General features: G+C 31.0%; 27 protein-coding genes. 9 read left to right on the top strand and 18 right to left on the bottom strand.

Going from position 1 to position 22,801, the window contains the following annotated elements:
• Nucleotide 1 precedes the first annotated feature (1 nt).
• On the bottom strand, nt 2-325 hold the full coding sequence (locus ACTPNM_RS05645; protein ID WP_440120958.1) for an ArsR/SmtB family transcription factor: 324 nt from the start codon (nt 323-325) through the stop codon (nt 2-4).
• Between the two features lie 125 nt (nt 326-450).
• A complete protein-coding gene (locus ACTPNM_RS05640; protein ID WP_440120957.1) occupies nt 451-1,422 on the bottom strand; it encodes a GlxA family transcriptional regulator in 972 nt (323 codons plus the stop codon).
• Nucleotides 1,423-1,535: 113 nt separating this feature from the next.
• Between ACTPNM_RS05640 and ACTPNM_RS05635 the strand changes: the two genes are divergently transcribed.
• Nucleotides 1,536-1,946: an SRPBCC family protein gene (locus tag ACTPNM_RS05635; protein ID WP_440120956.1), complete on the top strand. Its 411-nt coding sequence runs from the start codon at nt 1,536-1,538 to the stop codon at nt 1,944-1,946.
• 9 nt (nt 1,947-1,955) lie between these two features.
• Nucleotides 1,956-2,363 (top strand): VOC family protein, encoded by a 408-nt coding sequence (locus tag ACTPNM_RS05630; protein ID WP_440120955.1) that lies wholly within the window; start codon nt 1,956-1,958, stop codon nt 2,361-2,363.
• A 50-nt stretch (nt 2,364-2,413) separates the two neighbouring features.
• On the opposite strand, the gene ACTPNM_RS05625 is transcribed toward ACTPNM_RS05630, so the two are convergent.
• From ACTPNM_RS05625 to ACTPNM_RS05585, 9 genes are all read right to left on the bottom strand, one after another.
• Complete coding sequence (locus ACTPNM_RS05625) at nt 2,414-2,860, bottom strand: heavy-metal-associated domain-containing protein (protein WP_440120954.1); 447 nt, start codon at nt 2,858-2,860, stop codon at nt 2,414-2,416.
• A gap of 13 nt (nt 2,861-2,873) precedes the next feature.
• Nucleotides 2,874-4,574, bottom strand: coding sequence for an efflux RND transporter periplasmic adaptor subunit (locus ACTPNM_RS05620; protein WP_440120953.1), 1,701 nt, complete (start codon nt 4,572-4,574; stop codon nt 2,874-2,876).
• A 2-nt stretch (nt 4,575-4,576) separates the two neighbouring features.
• A complete protein-coding gene (locus ACTPNM_RS05615) occupies nt 4,577-5,287 on the bottom strand; it encodes a PepSY domain-containing protein (RefSeq protein WP_440120952.1) in 711 nt (236 codons plus the stop codon).
• Between the two features lie 10 nt (nt 5,288-5,297).
• The gene (locus ACTPNM_RS05610) at nt 5,298-6,533 is read right to left on the bottom strand and encodes a TolC family protein (protein WP_440120951.1); all 1,236 of its coding nucleotides are present in this window, start codon (nt 6,531-6,533) and stop codon (nt 5,298-5,300) included.
• Nucleotides 6,523-10,284 carry an efflux RND transporter permease subunit gene (locus ACTPNM_RS05605; protein WP_440120950.1) on the bottom strand — a complete coding sequence of 1,254 codons (3,762 nt, stop codon included), beginning with the start codon at nt 10,282-10,284 and terminating at the stop codon, nt 6,523-6,525. The genes ACTPNM_RS05610 and ACTPNM_RS05605 overlap by 11 nt, the downstream gene beginning before the upstream one ends.
• Nucleotides 10,285-10,387: 103 nt before the next feature.
• On the bottom strand, nt 10,388-10,807 hold the full coding sequence (locus ACTPNM_RS05600; protein WP_274639297.1) for an HYC_CC_PP family protein: 420 nt from the start codon (nt 10,805-10,807) through the stop codon (nt 10,388-10,390).
• A 50-nt stretch (nt 10,808-10,857) separates the two neighbouring features.
• The gene (gene corA / locus ACTPNM_RS05595; RefSeq protein WP_440120949.1) at nt 10,858-11,922 is read right to left on the bottom strand and encodes a magnesium/cobalt transporter CorA; all 1,065 of its coding nucleotides are present in this window, start codon (nt 11,920-11,922) and stop codon (nt 10,858-10,860) included.
• Between the two features lie 8 nt (nt 11,923-11,930).
• Nucleotides 11,931-12,308: a hypothetical protein gene (locus tag ACTPNM_RS05590; RefSeq protein WP_274639295.1), complete on the bottom strand. Its 378-nt coding sequence runs from the start codon at nt 12,306-12,308 to the stop codon at nt 11,931-11,933.
• A 2-nt stretch (nt 12,309-12,310) separates the two neighbouring features.
• Nucleotides 12,311-13,144: a universal stress protein gene (locus tag ACTPNM_RS05585; RefSeq protein WP_440120948.1), complete on the bottom strand. Its 834-nt coding sequence runs from the start codon at nt 13,142-13,144 to the stop codon at nt 12,311-12,313.
• A 95-nt stretch (nt 13,145-13,239) separates the two neighbouring features.
• Here ACTPNM_RS05585 and ACTPNM_RS05580 point away from each other — a divergent pair, with 95 nt between their 5' ends.
• The 7 genes from ACTPNM_RS05580 to ACTPNM_RS05550 all read left to right on the top strand — a co-directional run bounded on the left by ACTPNM_RS05580 (nt 13,240) and on the right by ACTPNM_RS05550 (nt 18,848).
• On the top strand, nt 13,240-13,767 hold the full coding sequence (locus ACTPNM_RS05580) for a mechanosensitive ion channel domain-containing protein (RefSeq protein ID WP_440120947.1): 528 nt from the start codon (nt 13,240-13,242) through the stop codon (nt 13,765-13,767).
• 405 nt (nt 13,768-14,172) lie between these two features.
• Nucleotides 14,173-15,564, top strand: a complete 1,392-nt coding sequence (locus ACTPNM_RS05575; protein ID WP_121146296.1) for an arginine decarboxylase — start codon at nt 14,173-14,175, stop codon at nt 15,562-15,564.
• Nucleotides 15,565-15,579: 15 nt separating this feature from the next.
• Nucleotides 15,580-16,518, top strand: coding sequence for an agmatinase (speB, locus tag ACTPNM_RS05570; RefSeq protein ID WP_274639292.1), 939 nt, complete (start codon nt 15,580-15,582; stop codon nt 16,516-16,518).
• A 1-nt stretch (nt 16,519) separates the two neighbouring features.
• Nucleotides 16,520-17,299, top strand: a complete 780-nt coding sequence (locus ACTPNM_RS05565; protein WP_274639291.1) for an RMD1 family protein — start codon at nt 16,520-16,522, stop codon at nt 17,297-17,299.
• Between the two features lie 12 nt (nt 17,300-17,311).
• Nucleotides 17,312-18,280 carry a deoxyhypusine synthase family protein gene (locus tag ACTPNM_RS05560; protein ID WP_274639290.1) on the top strand — a complete coding sequence of 323 codons (969 nt, stop codon included), beginning with the start codon at nt 17,312-17,314 and terminating at the stop codon, nt 18,278-18,280.
• A 4-nt stretch (nt 18,281-18,284) separates the two neighbouring features.
• Nucleotides 18,285-18,566, top strand: coding sequence for a hypothetical protein (locus ACTPNM_RS05555; RefSeq protein WP_274639289.1), 282 nt, complete (start codon nt 18,285-18,287; stop codon nt 18,564-18,566).
• A 21-nt stretch (nt 18,567-18,587) separates the two neighbouring features.
• A complete protein-coding gene (locus ACTPNM_RS05550; RefSeq protein ID WP_099216027.1) occupies nt 18,588-18,848 on the top strand; it encodes a hypothetical protein in 261 nt (86 codons plus the stop codon).
• Between the two features lie 38 nt (nt 18,849-18,886).
• Here ACTPNM_RS05550 and ACTPNM_RS05545 read toward each other — a convergent pair whose 3' ends face one another.
• The 7 genes from ACTPNM_RS05545 to ACTPNM_RS05515 form a co-directional block, all read right to left on the bottom strand.
• Nucleotides 18,887-19,312 carry a TerB family tellurite resistance protein gene (locus ACTPNM_RS05545; RefSeq protein ID WP_121146030.1) on the bottom strand — a complete coding sequence of 142 codons (426 nt, stop codon included), beginning with the start codon at nt 19,310-19,312 and terminating at the stop codon, nt 18,887-18,889.
• A gap of 2 nt (nt 19,313-19,314) precedes the next feature.
• Nucleotides 19,315-19,644, bottom strand: a complete 330-nt coding sequence (locus ACTPNM_RS05540; RefSeq protein WP_440120946.1) for a hypothetical protein — start codon at nt 19,642-19,644, stop codon at nt 19,315-19,317.
• 472 nt (nt 19,645-20,116) lie between these two features.
• Entirely contained in the window at nt 20,117-20,389 is a 273-nt protein-coding gene (locus tag ACTPNM_RS05535; protein WP_440120945.1) for a hypothetical protein, read from the bottom strand.
• Between the two features lie 2 nt (nt 20,390-20,391).
• On the bottom strand, nt 20,392-20,667 hold the full coding sequence (locus ACTPNM_RS05530; RefSeq protein ID WP_121146033.1) for an ATP-dependent Clp protease adaptor ClpS: 276 nt from the start codon (nt 20,665-20,667) through the stop codon (nt 20,392-20,394).
• Nucleotides 20,668-20,672: 5 nt separating this feature from the next.
• Nucleotides 20,673-21,506, bottom strand: coding sequence for a 50S ribosomal protein L11 methyltransferase (prmA, locus tag ACTPNM_RS05525; RefSeq protein WP_440120944.1), 834 nt, complete (start codon nt 21,504-21,506; stop codon nt 20,673-20,675).
• On the bottom strand, nt 21,506-22,264 hold the full coding sequence (gene tpiA, locus ACTPNM_RS05520) for a triose-phosphate isomerase (protein WP_440120943.1): 759 nt from the start codon (nt 22,262-22,264) through the stop codon (nt 21,506-21,508). Before tpiA ends, prmA begins: the two co-directional genes overlap by 1 nt.
• A gap of 41 nt (nt 22,265-22,305) precedes the next feature.
• Nucleotides 22,306-22,800 carry a TlpA family protein disulfide reductase gene (locus ACTPNM_RS05515; protein WP_440120942.1) on the bottom strand — a complete coding sequence of 165 codons (495 nt, stop codon included), beginning with the start codon at nt 22,798-22,800 and terminating at the stop codon, nt 22,306-22,308.
• Nucleotide 22,801: the final 1 nt, after the last annotated feature.

Below are 22,801 nucleotides of genomic sequence, written 5' to 3'. Positions count from 1 at the left end.
TTTATTTTTTAGGTTTATAATTCTTCATAACAGATTCTAATTTATTATAACGTTCATCCCAAAACTTCCTGAAAGGCTCTATAAAAGCCGCTATCTCTTTCATTCCTTCAGGGTTTAAATGATAGTATATCTCTCTACCCTTTTGTTCCTGTTTTAGAATATCACATTCTGATAGTATTTGTATGTGTTTAGAAATTGTTTGTCTAGAATATTCAAAATTATTGGCTATTGTAGATGGCGTCATTGCTTGAAGGGCTACTAAAGAAATAATAGCTCTACGAGTTGGGTCTGCAATGGCTTGAAAAACATCTCTTCTTAATTTCATTACGCAGTTATTTAGCTGCTAAAATAAGTGAAGTTATTTGACTGCACAAATTTAAAACAGAAAAAATAAAAAATACACAACTGACAACCAACAACATACAAACAAAAAAAGGATACTTTAAAGACTTAAACGCCCTTACTATATTTATTTCTATACTCAATAGGTGTTAATCCAGTAATTTTTTTAAAAACATTTCTAAAAGCTTTTGTGTCTGTGTATCCTACATCGTACATTACTTCTGTAATGTTTTTTCTAGTACTTTCAAAGTGCCTTTTAGCAGCTTCAACTTTTACACGCTGATGATATTGGATAATGGTGTTATTAGTAGCTTGTTTAAAACGCCTTTCAAAACTTCTTCTACTAACAGCTACTAAACTTGCCATATCATCTACAGTAATTTTGTCTTTATAATTTACTTCTATATATTCTTGTACTTTTATAACCTCTAAGTCATTATGATTTTTTTGTCCTGTGAACATTGTAAATGCTGATTGGCTATCTCTATCAATATCTATCGCAAAATATTTAGATGCTAAAATTGCCGTGTCTCTATCTGTATATTTTTCTAAAAGGTATAACAATAAATTCCAATATGAGTTTGCTCCTCCACTAGAATAAACTCCGTTTTCTTCTGTAATAACACTACCGTCTACTACCTCAACATTAGGATACGTTTCTTGAAACTCATTGTAAAAAGCCCAATGAGTAGAGCATTTTTTTCCATCTAAAATTCCTGTTGAAGCTAATAAAAATGCACCAACACATAAGGAAGCTACTTCAGTTCCTTTTTCGTAATGCTTTACAATCCAAGGAACAGCTTCTTTATTAAGTTCTACTGCAGTTTTCATATCTCCAAAAAGGGCTGGTATTATAATAAGATCTGTTTGAGTTACCTCTTCTAACAGCTTATTTGTATGCACAGAAAACATACCACCATTAAACCTTATCTCCTTTTTACTTCCTACAAGGTTTACCTTAAATAGAGGGTCTTGATTATTAGAAATTAAAAAATTATTAGCAGCCGAAAACATGTATTGAGGATCAGCAACAGACTCTATTACAGCCGACTCTGGGACAAGTATAGAAACGTTCTTCATTAAACAAATATAAGAAATTGACGTAATTAGCCCTTAAAAACGCCGTTATACCACCCAAACAAAACTTTAAACTAACCTCATCTTTGTAGTATTAACATTAACACCTTAAAATCATGGAACAAATAACAGTTAAAACAACAATTAAAGGAACTCCTAACAAAGTATGGGATATATGGACAACTCCAAAGCATATAAAAACATGGAATACGGCATCTGAAGATTGGCATACAACTAAAGCTGAAAACGATTTAAAAGTTGGAGGAAAATTCTTATCAAGAATGGAAGCTAAAGATGGAAGTTTTAGTTTCGATTTTACTGGTACTTATGATGAAGTGACACCTCTTAAATGTATTGCTTATACCATGGGTGATGGTAGAAAGGCAAAAACAAACTTTACACCAAAAGAAGGTTATACGGAAGTTATAACAGTTTTTGATGCCGAAACTCAAAACTCTATTGAAATGCAAAAAGAGGGATGGCAAGCTATTTTAGATAATTTTAAAAAATACACTGAAAGTTTGTAAAAGATAATAATGAGTCAACTAATAACGTATCTTACATTTAATGGTAATTGTAGAGAAGCGATGCTTTTTTACCAAAATTGTTTGGGTGGCGAATTATATTTTCAAACCTTAGAAGACTCCCCTAAAACCAGGGGACTTCCCTACAATTATAAAAAGCACATTGTACAGGCTTTTCTTAAAAAAGAAAACATGTTATTAATGGGTACTGATTTGTTTGATGAAGATAAATTATTACAAGGAAACACTGTTTCTATTCTTCTAAAAAGCAATGATGAAACTAAAATAAGACAGTACTATTCAAGTTTTTCAAAGAAGAAAACAATATCTCTTCCATTAAAAAGAAATTATTGGGGTATGTTATTTGGAAGTATAACCGATGAATATGGAATACGCTGGCTGTTTAGTTGTAATAATTAAAACAACAAAAAAAGTGTAACGAAGCTTATATCGTTACACTTTTTTTATAATTAGTGATTAGACGTTTCGTCTGCTTTTACATCACCTTTTAAACTCATTTCCATATTGTGATCGTATTGACAACATCCTGGTAAGTTTCCATAAGCTTCTTCACTACTAGCTACTTTATCAGTATCGTAACCAGATGCTGCAATTGCGTTATGAATAGCATCTAAATTAGTCTTAGAATCATCAAACGATACGTTGATTTGCTTTCTTAATTTATCCCAATCTGCTGATGCTACTCCATCAACACCATTTACTGCCTTTTCAATTGTGTTTTTACACATTCCACAGTTACCTCTTACTCCAAAAGTTGCATCAGTCATTGCTACTTCTTTAGTAGTAGTTTGTTCTGTTTGTACTTCTTTTGTTTCTGTTTCTTTTTTAGCTTCGTTTTTACAACTTACTAAACCAATAGTAGCCAACATAGCTACCCCTAAGATTACTCTTTTCATTTTGAATTGATATTTAATTATTATTAATTGTTTCTTTTACTTCACCGCATTTTAACATCATATCACCAAAATACGGATTTAACACTTGTTTTTCTTTACTTAACCAATAAGCTCCTTTGTCACTATCAGCCATAGGACAGTATTGTTTATAAGTCACCTCATTTATTCCGAAAGACTGAACTGCCATAATAAAATGCTCTGACAACACTTTAAAGTGCTTTCGTTGTATAGCTACATCTGTAGCTTTTGCAATTTCTTCGTTACTTGATTTTAGCGCAGGGATTAACTGCATCCACTGTTTATGTGCTTCTTCATTGGTTAACAACTTCATATCAACTGACAATAAGTCTTTTTGTAGATTTTCTGCACTTGTTTTGGCTACATCTGCATTAGTTTTTACTAAAGCATCTTTTAAGTCTATATAAGCTTCATAGGCTTTTTGTAATTGCTCTTTAAACTCTTTAGGAGTACTAAAAGATTCCATAATTTCTTTTGTGTGGTTCATCATTGACTTCTTTCCTTGTAATTGTGCTGATGCATCTATTGTGAACACTCCATTAGTCACAATCTCTTCTCCAGCTTTCAATCCTTTTTCTACTTGATAGTTGTCCCCTGCTCTTCCTCCTAACACCACTTCTCGCATTTCAAAAACAGGTTTACTTGCCTCAGGCTTTACATATACAACCGAACGCTTTCCTGTCCATAAAACTGCTGTTGCAGGGATATTTAATTGTTGTTCTGTTTGTTTTTCTGTAGCCTCCACTTTCCCTGTAACAAACATAGCTGGTTTAAACTTCCCTTTACTATTATTAAGAACAGCACGCATAGTTACCGTACGAGTTTCTTGATTTAACACGGGATCAATAAACGAAACTTTTGCTTTAAAAGTTTCATTAGAGTACGCATTGGTGGTTATTGATATGTCTTGACCTACTTTAAAATTACTGATTTGATTTTCATATACATCAAAGTTTGCCCATACTGAATTCAAATTAGCTATTTTTAACAATGCTTGTCCCTGACTTACATAATCTCCTTGTTCAACTAGTTTTTCAGATACTGTACCAGAAACCGTAGCATACACAGGAAAGTTTTCTTTAACTTTTCCTGTCTCTTCTATCTGATTGATTTGATTTTCAGAAAGCTTCCATAATTTCAGTTTATTTCTAACTGCTTTATACAATGCTGGCTGATTTTCTTTTACTGACGCTGCTGTTAATAATTCTTGTTGTGCTTTTACCAGTTCTGGAGAGTATACCGTTGCCAACAACTGACCTTTTCTTATTTTTTCTCCTGTAAAATTCACGTTCAAACGTTCTATCCTTCCTGCAAAATAGCTTACCTGCACCGCATTTGATTTTTCGTTTTCTGCTATTTTTCCAGATAATGTAATTGTATTATCTGTACTTATAGCATTACCAATCACAGTCGTTTGTACATTAGCCAATGCCATTGCATTTTTAGTCAATTTAAACTGATTTGCAGATAGTCCTTCAGCTCCTGCTTCCGCAGGGATTAAATCCATTCCACAAATAGGACAATCTCCTGGTTCAGGTTGCATAATTTGTGGATGCATAGAACATGTCCACATCTTACCTTTTTCTGCTGTAGTATGATCATGCGTCTCCTCATTGCTTGAAGAATCTCCAAAAAATAGCCACCCCATGAATAAGCCAGCAATTAAAATTACTATGTATATTATATATTTTTTCATTGTTATTTGTTTTTCTTTTTTACTAGTTTTCTAATAGAGGGAGATGTGATATACCATAATAAAAAACCACTTAATACTGTTATTAAACCTAATAATGAAAACACCCTCAAAACAGTGGTATTAAAATTATCTCTGCTTTCATAGTCCATTGTATGAGTCATCCATAAAAAATCAAACCAACGCCAACTCTGGTGTCTTACCGTTTGAAATTTTCCGTCATTAACAGACACATAAGCTTTAATACCTCCTTTAGCTTTATATGTTATAACATAAGCTGGGAGTAGTTTTCCTCTATATTCATGATGCTCTCCTACGTCGTTTACCTGTTCTATTGAAGCTACTTCAAGGTTGCTTTTCATATAGTTTTTAGCTATATGTAATGCTTCTTCTTTTGTAATACTTTCTTTTAAGTTTCCATTTAAAGCATTATATAAACTCTTTTTATTCACCCAATAATGCGGAACATTATTAACATCTCTTAACTCAATAGTTCTAATTCCTTCAGAAATATTAAGTTCTGACGGACTAATTAAGTTATTAAACGCTTTAGGTTTTAATTCAGCTTTTTTTAAATGATCGCCATGAATTTCATCAATATTTGTCCAACTGAAATACAATCCACTTATCGTCCACATTAAGAATTGAATTCCTAAAAATAACCCTAAGTATCTATGTATTTTTCTAATTTTTAATGATGTATGCCTATTTACCATCTTACTGTATTTATTGAATCAAATAATTAATAATGGTACTTTGTGTGTAATAAGTTACTTCTGATACAATCATATTTGTTTGAAACTTTAATTGTAACTCTTGAATATCTAACACATCGTTAAAATCTATGGTTCCAGTCTCGTAACTTTTCACCAAAATTTGTTCGGCATTTTTAGCTTGCTCTAAATTTTCAAGTTGTGTTCGGTAACTAATTACAGATGCATTTCTATCCGAAACAGCTCTGTATAATACAGACTCTAACGTATTATATCGTTGTTCTTTTTGTGATAAAATTTCCTCTTGCTGTAACTTGTTTTGCTTGCTTATAGATTTATTTTTTTTATTAAAAATAGGTATTGATAACGACACCATAGGCATTACAATATCTTTTCCATTATCTACTACGTTCATATCTGTACGTTTACCAACATTCACATAATCCAGCCCAAAACCAATCATTGGTTGTTTATCTTTTTGGTTTAAGAATTCAGACTTTTCTATAGAAGTATACAACTTATCAAACTTCACTAATTCTGGATGTAACTTTAAGGTACTTGGTTGTATTTTATCAGCTTCTTTCGGAATATTCAAACTATCAATTACTGAAATTAATGTATTAACATCTTGATTTAATAATTTATTAAATGCTTTCTGCATTCCTAAAAAAGTTTCCTGCAATACTTCTTTTTGTTGTGCTAACTCATTTTGCCTTATTTGTAACCTCAACACATCTACTGCAGAAGCTTTTCCTACTTCAACAGAAGTTAACGCTAACTTTTCATACGTTTGAAGTAACGCAATATTTTCGTCTAATACTTTTTGTTTTGCTTTAACTTCATAAAGCTTGTAATACGACTGCGCTACTGATGTTGCTAGTTTACGTTTTACTACTATAATATCTTGATAAGCTGCATCTGCTAATGAAGACACATAGTTTTCTCGTGCTGTTATGGTTCCAAAAAATGGAATCATTTGTTTTACCGAAAGTTTAAATTGTTGTGGACCTGTACGCGTTTCTGGCTCGCTTACAAAATATCCTGCTCCAAACTCTGTATTAGGCAATGTATTTACCTCTTCTTTTTTCTCTGAAATACGCTTATACTTAATATCAAACTGTTGTACTTCTGGATTGTTTTCTAAGGCAATTTTAATATATTCCTGTAGGTCTTGCCCTTGTGTTGTAAAAGTAAAAAACATAGAAGCCAGAAATAAGGTTACTTTTTTATTATTTATTTTAAAACTCATCTCTTTTCGTTTTTCTTTTTAATAAAAATTCTTCCCTCCAACTGTATAATACAGGTACTATAAAGTATGAAGTAACATCTATAATCATTCCTCCAAAAGCAGGAATTGCCATTGGTATCATAATATCACTACCTCTTCCTGTTGAAGTTAATACTGGCAACAAGGCTAAAATTGTTGTTGCCGTTGTCATTAAGCATGCTCTAATACGCTTATTTCCTCCGTGCAATGCAGATGCTCGAATGGCTTCGATTGTTTGAGGTTTATCTCTATTAAATGTTTGTGTTAAGTAAGTAGCCATTACCACACCATCATCGGTTGCAATTCCGAACAATGCAATAAATCCTACCCAAACAGCAACACTCAAGTTAATTGGATGCATTTGAAATAGTTCTCGTAAGTTTTCTCCAAATACACTAAAATTCAGGAACCAATCTTGTCCGTATAACCACATCATAATAAACCCTCCTGCAAAAGCTACTGTAATTCCAGTAAACACCATTAACGAAGTAGCTACAGAACGGAACTGAAAATACAATATTAAAAAGATTATCATCAATGCTAGTGGTACTACTACCGATAGCGTTTTTTCTGCTCTTAATTGATTTTCGTAGGTTCCTGTAAATTGATATGATATTCCTTTAGGAACAGTTAGCTCTCCTGAGTCTATTTTTTGTTGAATTGATTTTTGAGCTGTTTCTACCACATTTACTTCTGCAAAACCATCTAACTTATCAAACAACACATACCCGATTAAAAAAGTATCTTCACTCTTAATCACTTGAGGTCCTTGCTCATAACGAATCGTTGCTAATTCACTCAACGGAATTGGAGCTCCTTTGGCTACTGGTACATAAATGTTTTCTAAATCCGTTGGACTAGAGCGTAATTCTCTTGGGTAACGAACTCGAATTCCATAACGCTCTCTTCCTTCTACCGTTTGCGATAATTGCATACCTCCTACTGCTACTTTTAATACATCTTGTACCGTTTGAATAGCTATTCCGTAGCGTGCTAATTTTTCTCTGTTAATATCAATCAACAAATAAGGCTTACCTACAATTCTATCCGCAAAAACAGCCTCTTTTTTAACTCCCTCAATCTCTTTTAAAACTCCTTCAAGTTCTACTCCAAAAGCTTCAATTTGTTTTAAATCTTGTCCTTTTACTTTTATTCCCATAGGAGCACGCATTCCTGTTTGTAACATTACCAATCGAGTTTCGATAGGTTGTAGCTTAGGTGCAGATGTTACTCCAGGTAACTTAGTTACTTTTACTATTTCGTTCCAAATATCATTAGGAGACTTAATATTTGGTCTCCAATTACGATAAAACTCTCCGTCTTCATCTTCTATTAATTCATTTGAAGAAACTTCATAGAAAGTAATTTCTGAAATCTTATCTGTCATATTTGGATTTGCAACCGCTTTGCCATTTTTCAACATAAACAACCCTTCTTCATTCACTCGATAACGTTGACGTTCTCCATCAGAATTTAACGCATACTCTGGCTTGTAGTTAATCACATTCTCATACATTGATAAAGGAGCTGGATCTAATGCTGAATCTGTTCTTCCTGCTTTACCCACAACCGTTCCTATTTCTGGAATATTAGCAACTGCCATGTCTAGTTGTTGCAATACCCGCTTGTTTTCTTCTACTCCTGAATGTGGCATAGAGGTCGGCATCAATAAAAATGACCCTTCATTTAACGAAGGCATAAACTCTTTTCCTGTATTTTTAAAAATTAAGAATCCACAAGTTAATACTGTTAGCGGAATTGTTAAAAACAGAAGTTTGTTATTCAATGCCCATTGTAATATCTGATTGTAATATTTTTGAAGTAAACTAAAAAAACCTAACAGGCCGAAACAAACAAGTGCTACAAATAAAAGATTGGTAACAATACTTTTATCAACTCCTAAAGGCCTCCAATATTCCGCCAACAAACCAACAATTGCTAATGCAGATATAATGATATTAATGGTATTTACTGGCAGTGTAAAATTGTAATTAGAAAACGAAACATGAGTTGTTGTTTTTCCTGAGTAATTACTCCAAACTTGTACAGCTCCAAAAGATACCAATACAGTTCCTAACCAATACCCGTAAAAAATAGCTGTAATACCTAAAGCGATTAAAACTCCATTTACAATATATTTAAAGTTTTTTGTCAGCTCTTTTTTCTTGAATAATACGGCTGCAAATGGTGGTATTAAAAACAGCGCTACCACAATCGCTGCTATTAAAGCAAAAGTTTTGGTGAATGCTAGTGGGCGGAATAGTTTTCCTTCTGCACCAATCATCGTAAATACAGGAATAAAACTAATAATAGTTGTCATTACCGCTGTTACAATTGCTCCTGAAACTTCAGCTGTCGCATTGTAAACTAATGTATTTATCGGTAATTTGTTCTTATCTCTCTCTAAGTGACTTATAATATTTTCGGAGAGTATAACCCCGACATCTACCATTGTTCCAATAGCAATAGCAATTCCTGATAAGGCTACGATGTTTGCATCAACTCCAAAGGCTTTCATTGCTATGAAAACCATCAATACTGCCACGGGTAATAATCCTGAGATTAGTACAGAAGCTCGTAAATTAAAAACCATCACTACGATTACCAAAATCGTTATCAATATTTCTAGCGTAAGAGCTTCGTTCAACGTATCTAGAGTTTCATGAATTAACTCTGTACGATCGTAAAACGGAACAATGGTTAATTGAGAGGTTCTACCATCTTTTAACTCTTTACTTGGTAAACCTGCACTTAGTTCTTTAATCTTCTCCTTTACATTGGTAATTACTTCTAAGGGATTTGCCCCATAACGAGCTACTACTACACCTCCTACTACCTCAGCTCCTTCTTTATCTAAGATACCTCTACGAGGTTCTGCTCCTAACGATACTTTTGCAATGTCTTTTACTCGTATTGAAGTATAATTTTTAGCAGTTACTACAGCATTTTCAATATCTGCTATTGACTTTACATATCCTAAACCACGAACTAGGTATTCTGCTTGATTTATTTCTATCGTTTGTGCTCCAATATCTTGATTACTTTGCTTTACTGCTGCTACAATTTGCTGTAAACTGATATTGTATTGACGCATTAACTCTGGTTTTACGTCTATTTGATATTCTTGAACATATCCACCTATAGAACTTACTTCAGACACGCCATTTGCAGACGAAAGTGCATATTTTACATAGTAGTCTTGTACACTACGTAATTCATGTAAATCCCAACCTCCAGTGACATTACCATCTTCATCACGGCCTTCAAGTGTATACCAAAAAATCTGCCCCAATCCAGTGGCATCTGGTCCTAATGAAGGACTTACTCCTTCTGGTAGTAAATTACTTGGTAATGAGTTTAACTTTTCAAGAATTCGAGAACGACTCCAATAAAAATCTACTCCTTCTTCAAAAATGACATAAATACTTGAAAGTCCAAACATAGAAGAACTACGGATGGTTTTTACCCCTGAAATTCCTAATAAAGATGTTGTTAAAGGGTAGGTTATTTGGTCTTCTATATCTTGTGGTGATTGCCCATCCCACTTTGTGAAAACAATTTGTTGATTTTCTCCGATATCTGGAATTGCATCAACAGCTACAGGTTTGCTTGGTAAAAAACCCGTATCTAAATTAAATGGTGCATTTACAGTTCCCCATCCTACAAATAAAACGAGTAATATAACTGCTACCAGTTTGTTTTCTATTAAAAATTTGATGCTTTTATTTAGCATATAAAAATGATTTTAAACAATTAAACATTGATGTTAAAAACATCGAGTACGACAAATCATCCAATTGAAATTTTCAAAAGGACGAATAGTTATTGTTTAAAAATCATATTAAATATACTTCATCAAGTACATGAATATCCTTGATGACCAGTGGAGGTGTATAATCTTTAAAAGGAATTACTTTATTATGAATTCCTTCAAATAAATTAATATAGCTGTAGTAAAATGAAGCTATAAAAACTTGTTGGTCAAAAGACAGTTGGTCAAAAGAAGTAAGCTTTAAATTATCTTGTCCTTCAACTACAGACGCAACATCTTGACAGCAATTTTTCTTAATTACTGAACATTCTTCAGGTTTTGATTCCTGCTTCATTTCCATTCCACAAGATTCAGCCTTTACAAAATAGCTTGTACCCACTAACATGTCTCCACAAAAGTGACTATTAACGGTAAATGACATTGTAGATAACAACACTACAAAAGACATTAAAATAGATGCTATTTTACCAAATGCTTTTTTCATTTTACGCCACAAAGATACAAAAATTTAATTTTCAAAAACTTAAACAATCCTTAAAACCATTTTTTGTATTTAAAATACCCTAACATTACCATTACAGTGAACAAAATTACTCCCCACATTACAAAGTATCCACTACGATACGTAAGCTCAGGAATATATTCAAAGTTTGTACCATAAATACCCGCTATAAAGGTAATGGGAATGAATACTACCGAAAATATCGTTAGTATTTTCATAATATCATTCAAACGATTGTTTACGTTTGTTGAGTATACTGTAAGTTGCTCACTCAACATGCTCTTATAGTTTTCAACTGAATCATAACTTCGTTGAACCAAATCATTCAAATCATTAAAAAAAGGTTGTTCTTTTTTTGTTATTAATTCTGTTTTTAATGCTCTAAAACTATTTATTGCCTCACGAGCTGGTCGTATTGCTTTTCTAAAATAATTAAGTTCTATTTTGTATTTATTAATTTCTTGTAATGTATTTTTATTAGGTTGTAGTAAAATTTTATCTTCTAAGAATTCAACTTTCTCACCAAAAGTTTCCATTAAAAAATTGTAATTATCTACAATTACATCTAATAAACAATACTTTAAATATGTTACACTATAATTTCGTACTCTTCCTTTTTTATGACGTAACCTCTCTCTTACTGACTCAAAAATATCACCTTGTTTTTCTTGAAAAGTAATCAGCACATTTTTCAATAAATACATAGATATTTGTTCTGCTTCTAATTGATGCTTTTCTTTATTTAAAAACAACATTTTAATACTTGTAAAAATGTAATGTTCCTCTATATCTACTCTAGGTCTCTGATCGGTATTTACAATATCTTCAAGAACAAGTGTATGAATATCAAAAAATTCACCAACCTTTCCTACTAATTCAACATCATGTAAACCATCAATATTAAGCCAAAGTCTCTTGTATTTATTTATATAATTTTCAAGTTCATCTATAGTTTCTAGCTCTATTTCTTCAAGTTCATTTTCATCATATCCTATTAATCGTATCCTTGTATTCTCTTCTTTTTGATTTCCTACAAAAACTGGGCTTCCTGGAATTACATTTTTAGTGTTTTTTTGCTTGGTTATAAACCTTGTCATCTGTTTAATTATACGAGATTAAATAATTTGTAAAGTCTGGCTAAAATTATGAGTTCTGATTTATTTTTTCTCGCATAAGAGCTAGAAATCTCATGTGACGCTGCTAATAAATCGTGAATTACTTTTTTTGAGAATTCTTCTTTATGCACTAAGTAATACTCTTTAAAGCTTTCATAAGCTGTTTCTGATGTTGCTTTTTCTTTTATAAGTTCTCTTAACGTTTCATATATCAACTCGCTATCTGATTTATTTTCTGATGCAGACCAGTTTTTTTCTACTCTTTTAACAATACTCTTTTTTTCTTCTACAGTCATGTTTTTATCTGCCATAGAAACTGCATAAAATAAATTAGCTATACTTTTATAGAATCCTTCAGTAAATTTCATAATTAAGCTATTTCTGGTAATATCAATATAGGGATTTTACTGTTAAATGCCGATTTTTTTATTACATTTTCTTCCAATAAACGATTAAAAAAATTGTACTTATGGTTTATTAAAACCAACAACTCACTTTCTGTTTCTTCAATATGTTTTTCAACTGTTAACGTTTCAGAGCCTTCCCAATCAATTTTTTTATACGTAACATTTACATCTTGTAATAACTCTCTTAATTTTACCTTATTCCTTTGTTGATTCTCAGATAAAAAGTTCTCTTCAGATAAGCTTACAACTTCCAACATACATTTCTTAATTGTGCTTAAATTAATTAAAAACTGTAATTCTTTTGCTGTAAACAATCTTTTATAGTTTGTTGAAAACACAATTTGATGTAATGGTTTATACTTGTAATTCATAGGAACCACAAGTATTGAACATTTATTAACTACATTAATCATTTTCATGGTATTTGTACCAATAAATGTTTCTGCCAAACTTTTTGCGCCTTTTGTACCCGCAATTACTACATCAATATTCTTTTCTTCAATTGTTTTAGTAACTGCCTTTGTTAATGAATTTGACTCTACAACATACTCGTAATTAAAACTAGTATTCTCTCTTCTTAAAACTTCAATTAAATACTTTAATTCATCTTCAATTTCATTATCCATTTCATTAAACCATTTTTCATTTTCTTCGTCGCTCAATAATTCTGAAGGTTGACTTATATACACATCTAATAAATAAATGGTTACCTCAACACCTTTAAACAGTTGTTTTGTGTAATTTAAAGCATTAATAGCTGCTTCTGAAAAATTATAGGGTATTAAAACATTCTTCATAACGATATATAACTATGATTTTCAATCAAATATAATTTTTTATTTCGAGATTATATTTACAAAACCAGAAGTATATTTGTATAAAAAACACAATAATGAAAAATCGTTTTCTAGAATTATCTATCTACAACCCATTTTTACAATTCTTGCTTTTAACAGCTTCGTTATTTTTTTTAATTCATGTAACAAAAAAATTAACTAGATCTTATGTTGTAAAAAATGCTATTGAACCTCATAGAAGAAAGTTAATTTTAAACATAAGCTATTTTTTATACTATACTTTAGCTTTATTCATTTCATTAATTATTTTTGGTATTAACTTTAAAGAAGTAATTGTTTTTGCTTCGTCAATACTCGCAGTATTAGGAGTCGGTTTTTTTGCTCAATGGTCTATTTTATCAAACCTAACGGCTAGCATTATTCTGTTTTTTTATCACCCTATGCGTATAGGAGATACTATAAAAATTATAGACAAAGACTTCGATTTACAAGGTATTGTAAAAAACATTACTGGATTTTACGTTTTACTGTATATGCCAGAAGAAAAAAGGGAAATTACTATACCTAATACGACTATTTTATACAAAGGGATAGAGCTAATAAAGAAACAAAAAACAAGCTAACCAACTAAACTTCAATTTATTAAAAAAAATAAAAAAAAGTTTGTTGTATTAAAAAATAGTTTACATTTACCACATCTTATTACATAAGTCAAAATGTTACGTTTTACTTATTTCGGCAATAACTTCTATGGGAAGATAGTGAGTTATTTAGTGTTTGAGAAACACAACCGAAACATTAAGGTTTCTTCCTACTTTCAATACTCTCTACCACTGAATTTTTATAAACAGTGCGGTGATTGCTTAGCTTTAAGAGTCTAACTATTCATTTTATTTTGGTTTAACATCTTGTTGTAAAACAGCAACAAAGCCTTGTTATACAATTTATTTAAAAAAGTTTTGGTGTATACCTCAACTGTTTTTTGAATGATTTTCTGTACACAATATACAGATACAACTAAAATAATAATGAATACTAAATATAAAGACTTAATAGAACAAACGTTTGATTTTCCGCAAGCGGAATTTCATACTGAAAACAATAACTTATTTTTTCACAACATTGATATGATGGAATTAGTGAAGCAATACGGAGCACCGTTAAAATTCACTTATTTACCTAAAATATCAGAAAATATAAACAAAGCCAAAAACTGGTTTCATAAAGCTATTGAAAAGCACAATTATCAAGGCAGTTACAACTATAGTTATTGTACCAAAAGCTCACACTTTAAATATGTTTTAAATGAAGCTTTAAAAAATGATATACATATTGAAACATCGTCTGCTTTTGATATAGATATTGTAAAATCACTAAAAAAAGAAGGAAAGTTAAGTGATGATGCTTATGTATTGTGCAACGGTTTTAAACGCGATCAATACATTGCTAATATTGTTAGTTTAATTGATGGTGGACATACAAATTGCATACCAATAATAGACAATTATGAGGAGTTAAATTTATTACTAGACGAAACTAGAAGTAAGTTTAATGTAGGAATTCGTATAGCTTCTGAAGAAGAACCTAAGTTTGAGTTTTACACTAGCCGTTTAGGAATTGGTTATAAAAATATTGTATCCTTTTATGAACGTGAAATAGCTAATAATCCGCAAGTAGAGTTAAAGATGTTACACTTCTTTATTAATACAGGAATTAGAGATAATGCCTATTACTGGAACGAATTATTAAAGTGTTTACGAGTGTATACAAAACTTAAAAAAGTGTGTCCTAGTTTAGATAGTTTAAATATAGGTGGAGGGTTTCCTATTAAAAACTCATTAGCGTTTGATTACGATTATGAGTATATGGTAGACGAAATCATCAACCAAATAAATCTTGCTTGTAAAGAAGCTGGTGTAGAAGTTCCTAACATTTTTACTGAATTTGGAAGTTTTACTGTAGGAGAATCGGGAGGAGCTGTGTATGAAGTGTTATACCAAAAGAAACAAAATGATCGTGAAAAATGGAATATGATTAATTCATCTTTCATTACCACCTTACCTGATTCTTGGGCTATAAACAAACGCTTTATCATGCTTCCGCTTAACAAATGGAATCATAGATACGAACGTGTTTTATTAGGAGGTTTAACCTGCGACAGCGACGATTATTATAACTCAGAGCAGCATGTAAACGGAATTTATTTACCTGTATACGAAAAAGAGAGTCCTTTATACGTAGGCTTTTTCAACACAGGAGCATACCAAGAAACTATTGGTGGTTTTGGCGGATTACAACACTGTTTAATCCCAACTCCAAAACATATATTAATTGACATAAACGAAAATGGTGATTTAACCACCAAATTATTTAAAGAACAACAAAAAAGCGAAGAGCTATTATCTATCTTAGGATACTAGTAAAAAAATATTAAGATGAAAAAAAGAAATTACGCAGGAATACCTGACCAATACGCAAAACTAGAAAACGCGAAAGTAGTACTTATACCTGTTCCTTATGATGGAACTAGTACTTGGCAAAAAGGAGCTGATAAAGGACCTGAGGCATTTTTAGATGCCTCTGAAAACATGGAGTTATACGATATAGAAACTGATAGTGAAGTATACAAAGAAGGTGTTTATTTAGCTGATGCTGTTACTGAAGACTCTTCTCCTGAAGCCATGGTAGAAGCTGTACATGCAACAACAAAAAAATTCATTAACAAAAATAAGTTTGTAACTCTTTTTGGAGGAGAACATTCAATTTCGATAGGAACAATCCGTGCTTTTAACGAATGTTTTAACAACCTTACTGTTTTACATATTGATGCACATGCCGATTTACGTAAAGAATATGAAGGTAGCTCTTGCAATCATGCTTGTGCTGTATACGAAGCGAGTCAAACTACCAACTTAGTACAAGTAGGTATTCGCAGTATGGACATATCAGAAAAGTCTTCTATGAATATGGATAAAGTCTTTTTTGCACACGATATGGCTGTAAATGAATACTGGATGGATGAAGTTATCGATCAATTAACAGGTAATGTCTTTATCACATTTGATTTAGATGCTATAGATCCTTCATTATTGCCAAGTACAGGAACACCTGAACCAGGAGGATTATTTTACTATGAAACTTTAGAGTTTTTAAAGAGAGTGTTTACCGAAAGAAATGTAGTTGGTTTTGATATTGTAGAATTATGCCCTAACGAAAATGAGAAATCTTCAGATTTTTTAGCTGCAAAATTATACTATAAAATGTTGAGCTATAAGTTTTCTTCTACCATGGAAGATGAAGAAGATTATGATGATGACGAAAACTCTGCATTTAACAAATTAGCAAAGTTTAAAAGCGACGACGACGATTATTAAAATGCACTTACAAACAATTGCATATCATCTTGAAAAACGAATAGCACTAAGTGCTATTCGCTCACAGTTTGAATCGTATGAATTAATAAAAAGAGAACATTCTTTTTTATTATATAAAATTACTGACAACTCATACATCTATGTAAAGGATTATGGAAGTGTTGTTTTCATGAACTGTACGGATAATTTAATTAGTCAAATTGTTAGTTTTTTAATCAATAAAGAAAATTCAAATGTCAACAACTTACCCTCAGAAAAATACAACATCACTTTTTCTGACACTATAGAAGTTGATTTTGGAACTATTCAAATTAAAAATTTAAACGATGACGTAGCACATATTATCATGCTTAACCTAGCACAATCAGTAGCATTGATGAATTATGTAAATAAAACATCTGATTTACACGATAAAACATTAGTGTATTCAAAGCAATTAGAAAAAACTGGAAGTTTTAAACTTTCTAAAATTCAAATGCGAAAATTTATTGGTAAAACCTTAAATTTAAAAAATAACATTGCTGAAAACTTATTTGTTTTTGACTCACCAGATGTTGCTTGGAATAACAAAGATTTGTCTGATTTAGACTATAAACTAAAAGATGAATTAGACATTTTAAAACGTCACCAAGGAATTGAAAATAGTTTAAACGTAATTAAAGAAAATTTAGATTTATTCAACGATATACTACAACATAAATACAGTAGCATGCTAGAATGGATTATCATTCTTCTAATTCTTTTTGAAGTAGTACAGGTAATTGTTGAAAAACTTATTTAACAAAATAAAAAAATGGACAAACCTATAACCAATTTTATAGAAAAATACTTTTTACACTTTAACGCAGCTGCTCTAGTAGATGCTGCAAAAGGGTATGAAGAACAACTAGAACAAGGCTCTAAAATGTTAGTGTCATTAGCAGGAGCTATGAGTACAGCTGAGTTGGGTAAAATTTTCGCTGAAATGATTCGTCAAGATAAAGTGCATATCATTTCTTGTACTGGTGCAAATCTTGAAGAAGATATTATGAACCTAGTTGCTCACTCACATTATAAAAGAGTACCAAACTATCGTGACTTAACACCTCAAGAAGAATGGGACTTATTATTAAAAGGGTTAAACCGTGTTACCGATACTTGCATTCCTGAAGAGGAAGCTTTTAGACGCCTACAAAAGCATATTTTCAAAATTTGGAAAGATGCAGAAGAAGCTGGTGAACGTTATCTTCCACATGAATTTATGTACAAGCTTTTATTATCAGGAGTTTTAGAAGAGTATTACGAAATCGACTTGAAAGATTCTTGGATGTATGCAGCTGCAGAAAAAAACCTACCTATTGTTGTTCCTGGATGGGAAGATAGTACTATGGGAAATATTTTTGCTTCTTATGTAGTAAAAGGAGAATTAAAAGCTTCTACTATGAAGTCAGGTATTGAGTACATGACTTTTTTAGCTGATTGGTATACTGAAAACTCAGAAAATGGAATTGGTTTTTTCCAAATTGGAGGTGGAATCGCTGGAGATTTCCCTATTTGTGTAGTACCAATGTTGTATCAAGATTTAGAGAGAGAAGACACTCCTTTCTGGAGTTATTTCTGTCAAATTTCAGATTCAACTACAAGCTACGGATCATATTCAGGAGCTGTTCCTAATGAAAAGATTACATGGGGTAAATTAGACATTGATACTCCAAAGTTTATTATAGAAAGTGATGCAACTATTGTTGCTCCATTAATATTTGCTTATTTATTAAAAATGTAACCTTATGAAAAGAGTTATTGTAGACTATGCTAAGTTAACTACTGATATTTTAGATCTATTAGTAGAGAGATATCCTGATGGATATGATCATTCGGACATTATTTCCTTTAAAAACAGTAAAGGAGAAACAGTAAAAGCTGTAGAAGTAAATACTGAAGACACTCTTTTTTTAGTAAAAATAAGTTCTCAGTTACAACAATCTATGGAAGATCATGAAACTGACGATGAAGATAATGATGATACTTTTGATGAAATTGAAATAACTGATGATTTCGATAATGAATAAATAGTAAATTGTATTTAAACCATGGCTTATTATAACTCACAACAAACAGTTACATTAGTCGGCGTTTATCAAGGATACACAAACGGCTATTATGTTTTTGAATTAGAAAATGGAGATATTATTGACTTTGAACAAATCAATAAAAAAAATCTTGAACATTTAGATTTAAAGTCTTCATCTCTAAAAAATAAAAGTTTTGAAATTACGTATAAAGAAATTTTTGATGATGTAGATGATGAAGATCTTGTAATTTTTAAGTTAGAAAACTTACAACCACTTTAAAAACAAATCCCATTCTCTTTAGAATGGGATTTAACTTTTTATAATATACTTAGTATTGATTTATACTGATCTAAATCTATCTTACCACTAAAAACCTTTGTGGTTTTAGAGATTATCTCTTCTGCTCTTTCTTGTGAAAAACCTAGCTGAATAGCATATCTCAAAATTAATTTTAACTCAGCCTCATCTATTTCATGGTCTGAATAAATTATTTTGAATAAATCTAGTAAACGCTCCAACCTATCATCAGTTTTTGCTTGTGGCACTACTGGATATTTTTTTGAGTTTTCTACTATTTCTTTGTACTCTGCTTCCGTAATGTCTAATTTTCTAGCAAAACGATTTACTAATTTTTCTTCATCTTCATTTAAATCTCCATCAATAATAGCAAGATTTACAATAGCACTAAAGTGAGCTACATTATTTCTATGCTTACTTGATTCGTATAAATCTACAATACTCATAATTATTCTATTTTTTTTATTGATTGTAAAACAGGAGTTTCAATTTCATCGTCTGATACCTTATAATCATACGTAATTTCAAACTTCTGTTCTACAAATTTATCATCTTTTAAATTATAAAATTTTAATATTTTCTCTGATATAGTTTCAAAAGTAATTACATCTTCATCTCCCTCTTCGTCTTCAAACGAAAAAGTATAACCATACTCATCATAACCTTGAAAAATTGCTACAGTTTTTATAGGGTCTATAAGTTTATTTTGTTTAGTTGTAAAAGCCAAACTTGCCCCAATAAATAATATAAAAACTGTTTTTATAAATGTACTTTTCATTTTCTTTAAAAATTTTAATTAATAAACTTTCATCTTGGATATTAACCACAACAAGTCCAAGTTTCTTTTAGCAAAAACTAGCTTTTAGTTATGCTCGTGGCACTTAAAGAAAATGATGTTACATAGGCTTTTATTATTACTGTTTCATCTATATAAAGATACATTTTTTTTCATTCTTTTTTACAAAGTCTTAATTATTTTTAAGTTAAAAGAACACAATAAAAAAGACCTTAAACTTCCGCTTAAGGCCTTTTCGTCTAACCAAACTTAGTATAAAAACTAACTACTACTATTTTTAATCCTTTAAAAACTTCTCTTTGTAAGCTTTAAGCAGAAAAGAGAAGTTTTGTATTTAAAGGGTAATATTTTTAATGAATTTATATTCTTTTCTTTTGCCTACACTATTATGACACCATTATTTTTAATTGGTCACCTAAAAGCATAAAAAAAACTCAAAAAAGTTTTTGAGTTTTTAATACAAGTATTTTCTAAGTACTATTCTGTGTTCTGGTATAGATTTATCGTAGTTTTCAACCAACAATTCTAATATTTCTGGAGGTTCATTTCCTATACCCTTTTTTGAGCTGTATTTTGATACGTACAAGTTATATTGTGAATCTTTCTTTTCAAAAATTAAAAAATGCTCTTTGTTCAGTTCCGAAAAGCTTATTTCATTTTCTTGAAACGTTCCTGAGCTATCTTTAAAAAATTCTGAAAATTCGTAATACCTAAAAATGTTCTCCATTCTTACACTATCTCTGCTGATAAACCTAACTCTAATAACTTAGAGCATCTTGGTTCTAAATCTTTATACTCTCCTGTCTTAACCGAGCATTTCCCTTTATAATGCACTAAAATAGTACACTGTTCTGCTTGCTCTAATGTATGATCACATACGGTTACAAGACTATCAATTACAAAATCAAAGGTATTTACATCATCGTTATGTAAAACAATTTCATGCTTTCTTGTTTCATTTAATAAAACATCAAGCTCTTCTTGAATTTTTTCTATCGTACTCATTTGTTTTATTTTTGATACTGCAAAGCTACCCAATTATTTCTTTTTATGGTATCTTTTAATGTTAAACTGTACTTAGACACCTCATTATCAATTACTGGAATATCTTCACTATAAAATCCACTTAATAATAAAACTCCTTTTTCAGTTAAGCAATTTGTATATGTTTGCATATCATTTAGTAAAATATTACGGTTAATATTTGCTATTATAACATCATACTTTTTTCCTTCTAAAAGTGATGCATCTCCTTCATAAACTGAAATATGCTTACAGTTATTTCTTTCTACATTTTCTAATGAGTTTTCATAACACCAAGCATCTATATCTATAGCATCAATAGGCTGTGCTCCTTTCATTTCAGCAAAAATTGCTAAAATACCTGTTCCACACCCCATGTCTAAAACTTTTTTATCAGTTACATCTAAATTAATTAAATGTTGTACCATCATGTGTGTAGTTTCATGATGCCCTGTGCCAAAACTCATTTTTGGTTCAATAACAATATCATATGGCAAATTCGGGTTTTCATGAAACGGAGCTCTTATGCTTACCAAGTCATCTACTTGAATAGGATTGAAGTTCTTTTCCCATTCCGCATTCCAATTAGTTTGTTCTATTTCTTTATGCTCGTATTGAATTGAAAATTCTTCTGAATTTAGAACAAAAACATCTTCTAAAATAGTTTCGCTCCAATCATCTTTTTGAATATACGCTACTACCCCATTTTCGTTTTCAACAAAACTTTCAAACCCTAAAGACCCCAATTCAGCTATTAAAATTTCTGTAGTTGGTTCTTTTGGTGTTACTTCAAAAGTATATTCTATATAAATATTATCCATTAAATTGATTTAATTATTGCTGCAAAATCTTCAGCTTTTAATGCTGCTCCACCTATTAAACCTCCATCTACATCTGACTTAGAAAAAATTTCTTTAGCATTAGAAGGCTTTACACTTCCTCCGTATAAAATTGAAATAGCATTGGCTGTTTCTGCTCCATACTTTTTTGCTAAAAGCTCTCTTACAAAAGCATGTATTTCTTGCGCTTGCTCAGGCGAAGCTGTTTCTCCTGTACCAATTGCCCAAACTGGTTCATACGCTAAAATAATATTTTTAAAATCAGCTTCTTTAAGATGAAACAACGCTTTTTTAAGTTGGTTTTCAACTACTTTAAAGTGATTTCCAGACTTTCTATCTTCTAACAATTCCCCAAAACAAAAAACAACTTCTAATTTGTTTTCTAAAGCAGCATCTACCTTTTGAGCTAATAACTCATCAGTTTCACCAAAATATTCTCTACGCTCAGAGTGTCCTAAAATTACTATGTTAACACCTAAATTCGTTAACATATCTGCAGAAACCTCTCCTGTATACGCTCCACTTTTAGATTGATGCATGTTTTGTGCGGCAACCTCTACAACCGAATCTTCAGTGTTTTTAACTGCTGATTGTAGGTTTACAAAACTAGGAGCAATTATTACTCTAGTACCTTCTTCTAAACCAGCTTGTACTTCTTTCTTTATTCCCTCGATTAATCCTTTTGCTTCATCAAGGTTTTTATTCATCTTCCAGTTACCTGCAACTATTTTTTGTCTCACGTGTATTATTTTTTCTGGTTATTGATTTTGTGTTTGCAAAATTACATTTTTTCTAGGCTTTGACGAATTAATTTATCGGTGGCTTTTGTTGCATCAAAAACAATTATTTTTCCATTTTCGTCTATAACTAAAAACCTTGGTATCCAATCTAAACCTAAAAACTTACCAAACTTGCCTTCCCATCCTGATTCTATAAAATAATGTTCTCCTTTTATATTTAGGCGTTCAATACCATTTTTCCAATCGGTCTTATTTCTATCTAAGGATAAAAAAATATATGTGGCTCCTGCGTAATCTTCTTGTATCTTCTGTACTTCAGGAATACTTTTTAAACAGTCTGGACACCAAGAAGCCCAAATATCTATTAATATCTTCTTCCCTTTGTGTTTTTCTAAGATTTTACTGAATGAAACCTCTTTTCCTTCTAAAGAAGTAAAAACATCCTCCAACGCTTCTGTAGAGAAACGATCTGGGCTTTCTTTTGAACAACCGAATAAGGTTAATCCAATAAAAGCTACTATTATTATTTTTTTCATG

The sequence above is a fragment of the Tenacibaculum sp. Ill genome (assembly GCF_051938915.1).
In the GTDB taxonomy this organism is placed as follows: Bacteria; Bacteroidota; Bacteroidia; order Flavobacteriales; family Flavobacteriaceae; genus Polaribacter; species Polaribacter larymnensis.
Note: the sequence above shows the minus strand (reverse complement) of the source record. Positions and strands in the feature narration are given on the sequence as shown.

Coding starts and splice junctions, on each gene's coding strand:
- ACTPNM_RS05645 (WP_440120958.1), bottom strand. CDS start 325: ATGAAATTAAGAAGAGATGTTTTTCAAGCCATTGCAGACCCAACTCGT.
- ACTPNM_RS05640 (WP_440120957.1), bottom strand. CDS start 1,422: ATGAAGAACGTTTCTATACTTGTCCCAGAGTCGGCTGTAATAGAGTCT.
- ACTPNM_RS05635 (WP_440120956.1), top strand. CDS start 1,536: ATGGAACAAATAACAGTTAAAACAACAATTAAAGGAACTCCTAACAAA.
- ACTPNM_RS05630 (WP_440120955.1), top strand. CDS start 1,956: ATGAGTCAACTAATAACGTATCTTACATTTAATGGTAATTGTAGAGAA.
- ACTPNM_RS05625 (WP_440120954.1), bottom strand. CDS start 2,860: ATGAAAAGAGTAATCTTAGGGGTAGCTATGTTGGCTACTATTGGTTTA.
- ACTPNM_RS05620 (WP_440120953.1), bottom strand. CDS start 4,574: ATGAAAAAATATATAATATACATAGTAATTTTAATTGCTGGCTTATTC.
- ACTPNM_RS05615 (WP_440120952.1), bottom strand. CDS start 5,287: ATGGTAAATAGGCATACATCATTAAAAATTAGAAAAATACATAGATAC.
- ACTPNM_RS05610 (WP_440120951.1), bottom strand. CDS start 6,533: ATGAGTTTTAAAATAAATAATAAAAAAGTAACCTTATTTCTGGCTTCT.
- ACTPNM_RS05605 (WP_440120950.1), bottom strand. CDS start 10,284: ATGCTAAATAAAAGCATCAAATTTTTAATAGAAAACAAACTGGTAGCA.
- ACTPNM_RS05600 (WP_274639297.1), bottom strand. CDS start 10,807: ATGAAAAAAGCATTTGGTAAAATAGCATCTATTTTAATGTCTTTTGTA.
- corA (WP_440120949.1), bottom strand. CDS start 11,922: ATGACAAGGTTTATAACCAAGCAAAAAAACACTAAAAATGTAATTCCA.
- ACTPNM_RS05590 (WP_274639295.1), bottom strand. CDS start 12,308: ATGAAATTTACTGAAGGATTCTATAAAAGTATAGCTAATTTATTTTAT.
- ACTPNM_RS05585 (WP_440120948.1), bottom strand. CDS start 13,144: ATGAAGAATGTTTTAATACCCTATAATTTTTCAGAAGCAGCTATTAAT.
- ACTPNM_RS05580 (WP_440120947.1), top strand. CDS start 13,240: ATGAAAAATCGTTTTCTAGAATTATCTATCTACAACCCATTTTTACAA.
- ACTPNM_RS05575 (WP_121146296.1), top strand. CDS start 14,173: ATGAATACTAAATATAAAGACTTAATAGAACAAACGTTTGATTTTCCG.
- speB (WP_274639292.1), top strand. CDS start 15,580: ATGAAAAAAAGAAATTACGCAGGAATACCTGACCAATACGCAAAACTA.
- ACTPNM_RS05565 (WP_274639291.1), top strand. CDS start 16,520: ATGCACTTACAAACAATTGCATATCATCTTGAAAAACGAATAGCACTA.
- ACTPNM_RS05560 (WP_274639290.1), top strand. CDS start 17,312: ATGGACAAACCTATAACCAATTTTATAGAAAAATACTTTTTACACTTT.
- ACTPNM_RS05555 (WP_274639289.1), top strand. CDS start 18,285: ATGAAAAGAGTTATTGTAGACTATGCTAAGTTAACTACTGATATTTTA.
- ACTPNM_RS05550 (WP_099216027.1), top strand. CDS start 18,588: ATGGCTTATTATAACTCACAACAAACAGTTACATTAGTCGGCGTTTAT.
- ACTPNM_RS05545 (WP_121146030.1), bottom strand. CDS start 19,312: ATGAGTATTGTAGATTTATACGAATCAAGTAAGCATAGAAATAATGTA.
- ACTPNM_RS05540 (WP_440120946.1), bottom strand. CDS start 19,644: ATGAAAAGTACATTTATAAAAACAGTTTTTATATTATTTATTGGGGCA.
- ACTPNM_RS05535 (WP_440120945.1), bottom strand. CDS start 20,389: ATGGAGAACATTTTTAGGTATTACGAATTTTCAGAATTTTTTAAAGAT.
- ACTPNM_RS05530 (WP_121146033.1), bottom strand. CDS start 20,667: ATGAGTACGATAGAAAAAATTCAAGAAGAGCTTGATGTTTTATTAAAT.
- prmA (WP_440120944.1), bottom strand. CDS start 21,506: ATGGATAATATTTATATAGAATATACTTTTGAAGTAACACCAAAAGAA.
- ACTPNM_RS05515 (WP_440120942.1), bottom strand. CDS start 22,800: ATGAAAAAAATAATAATAGTAGCTTTTATTGGATTAACCTTATTCGGT.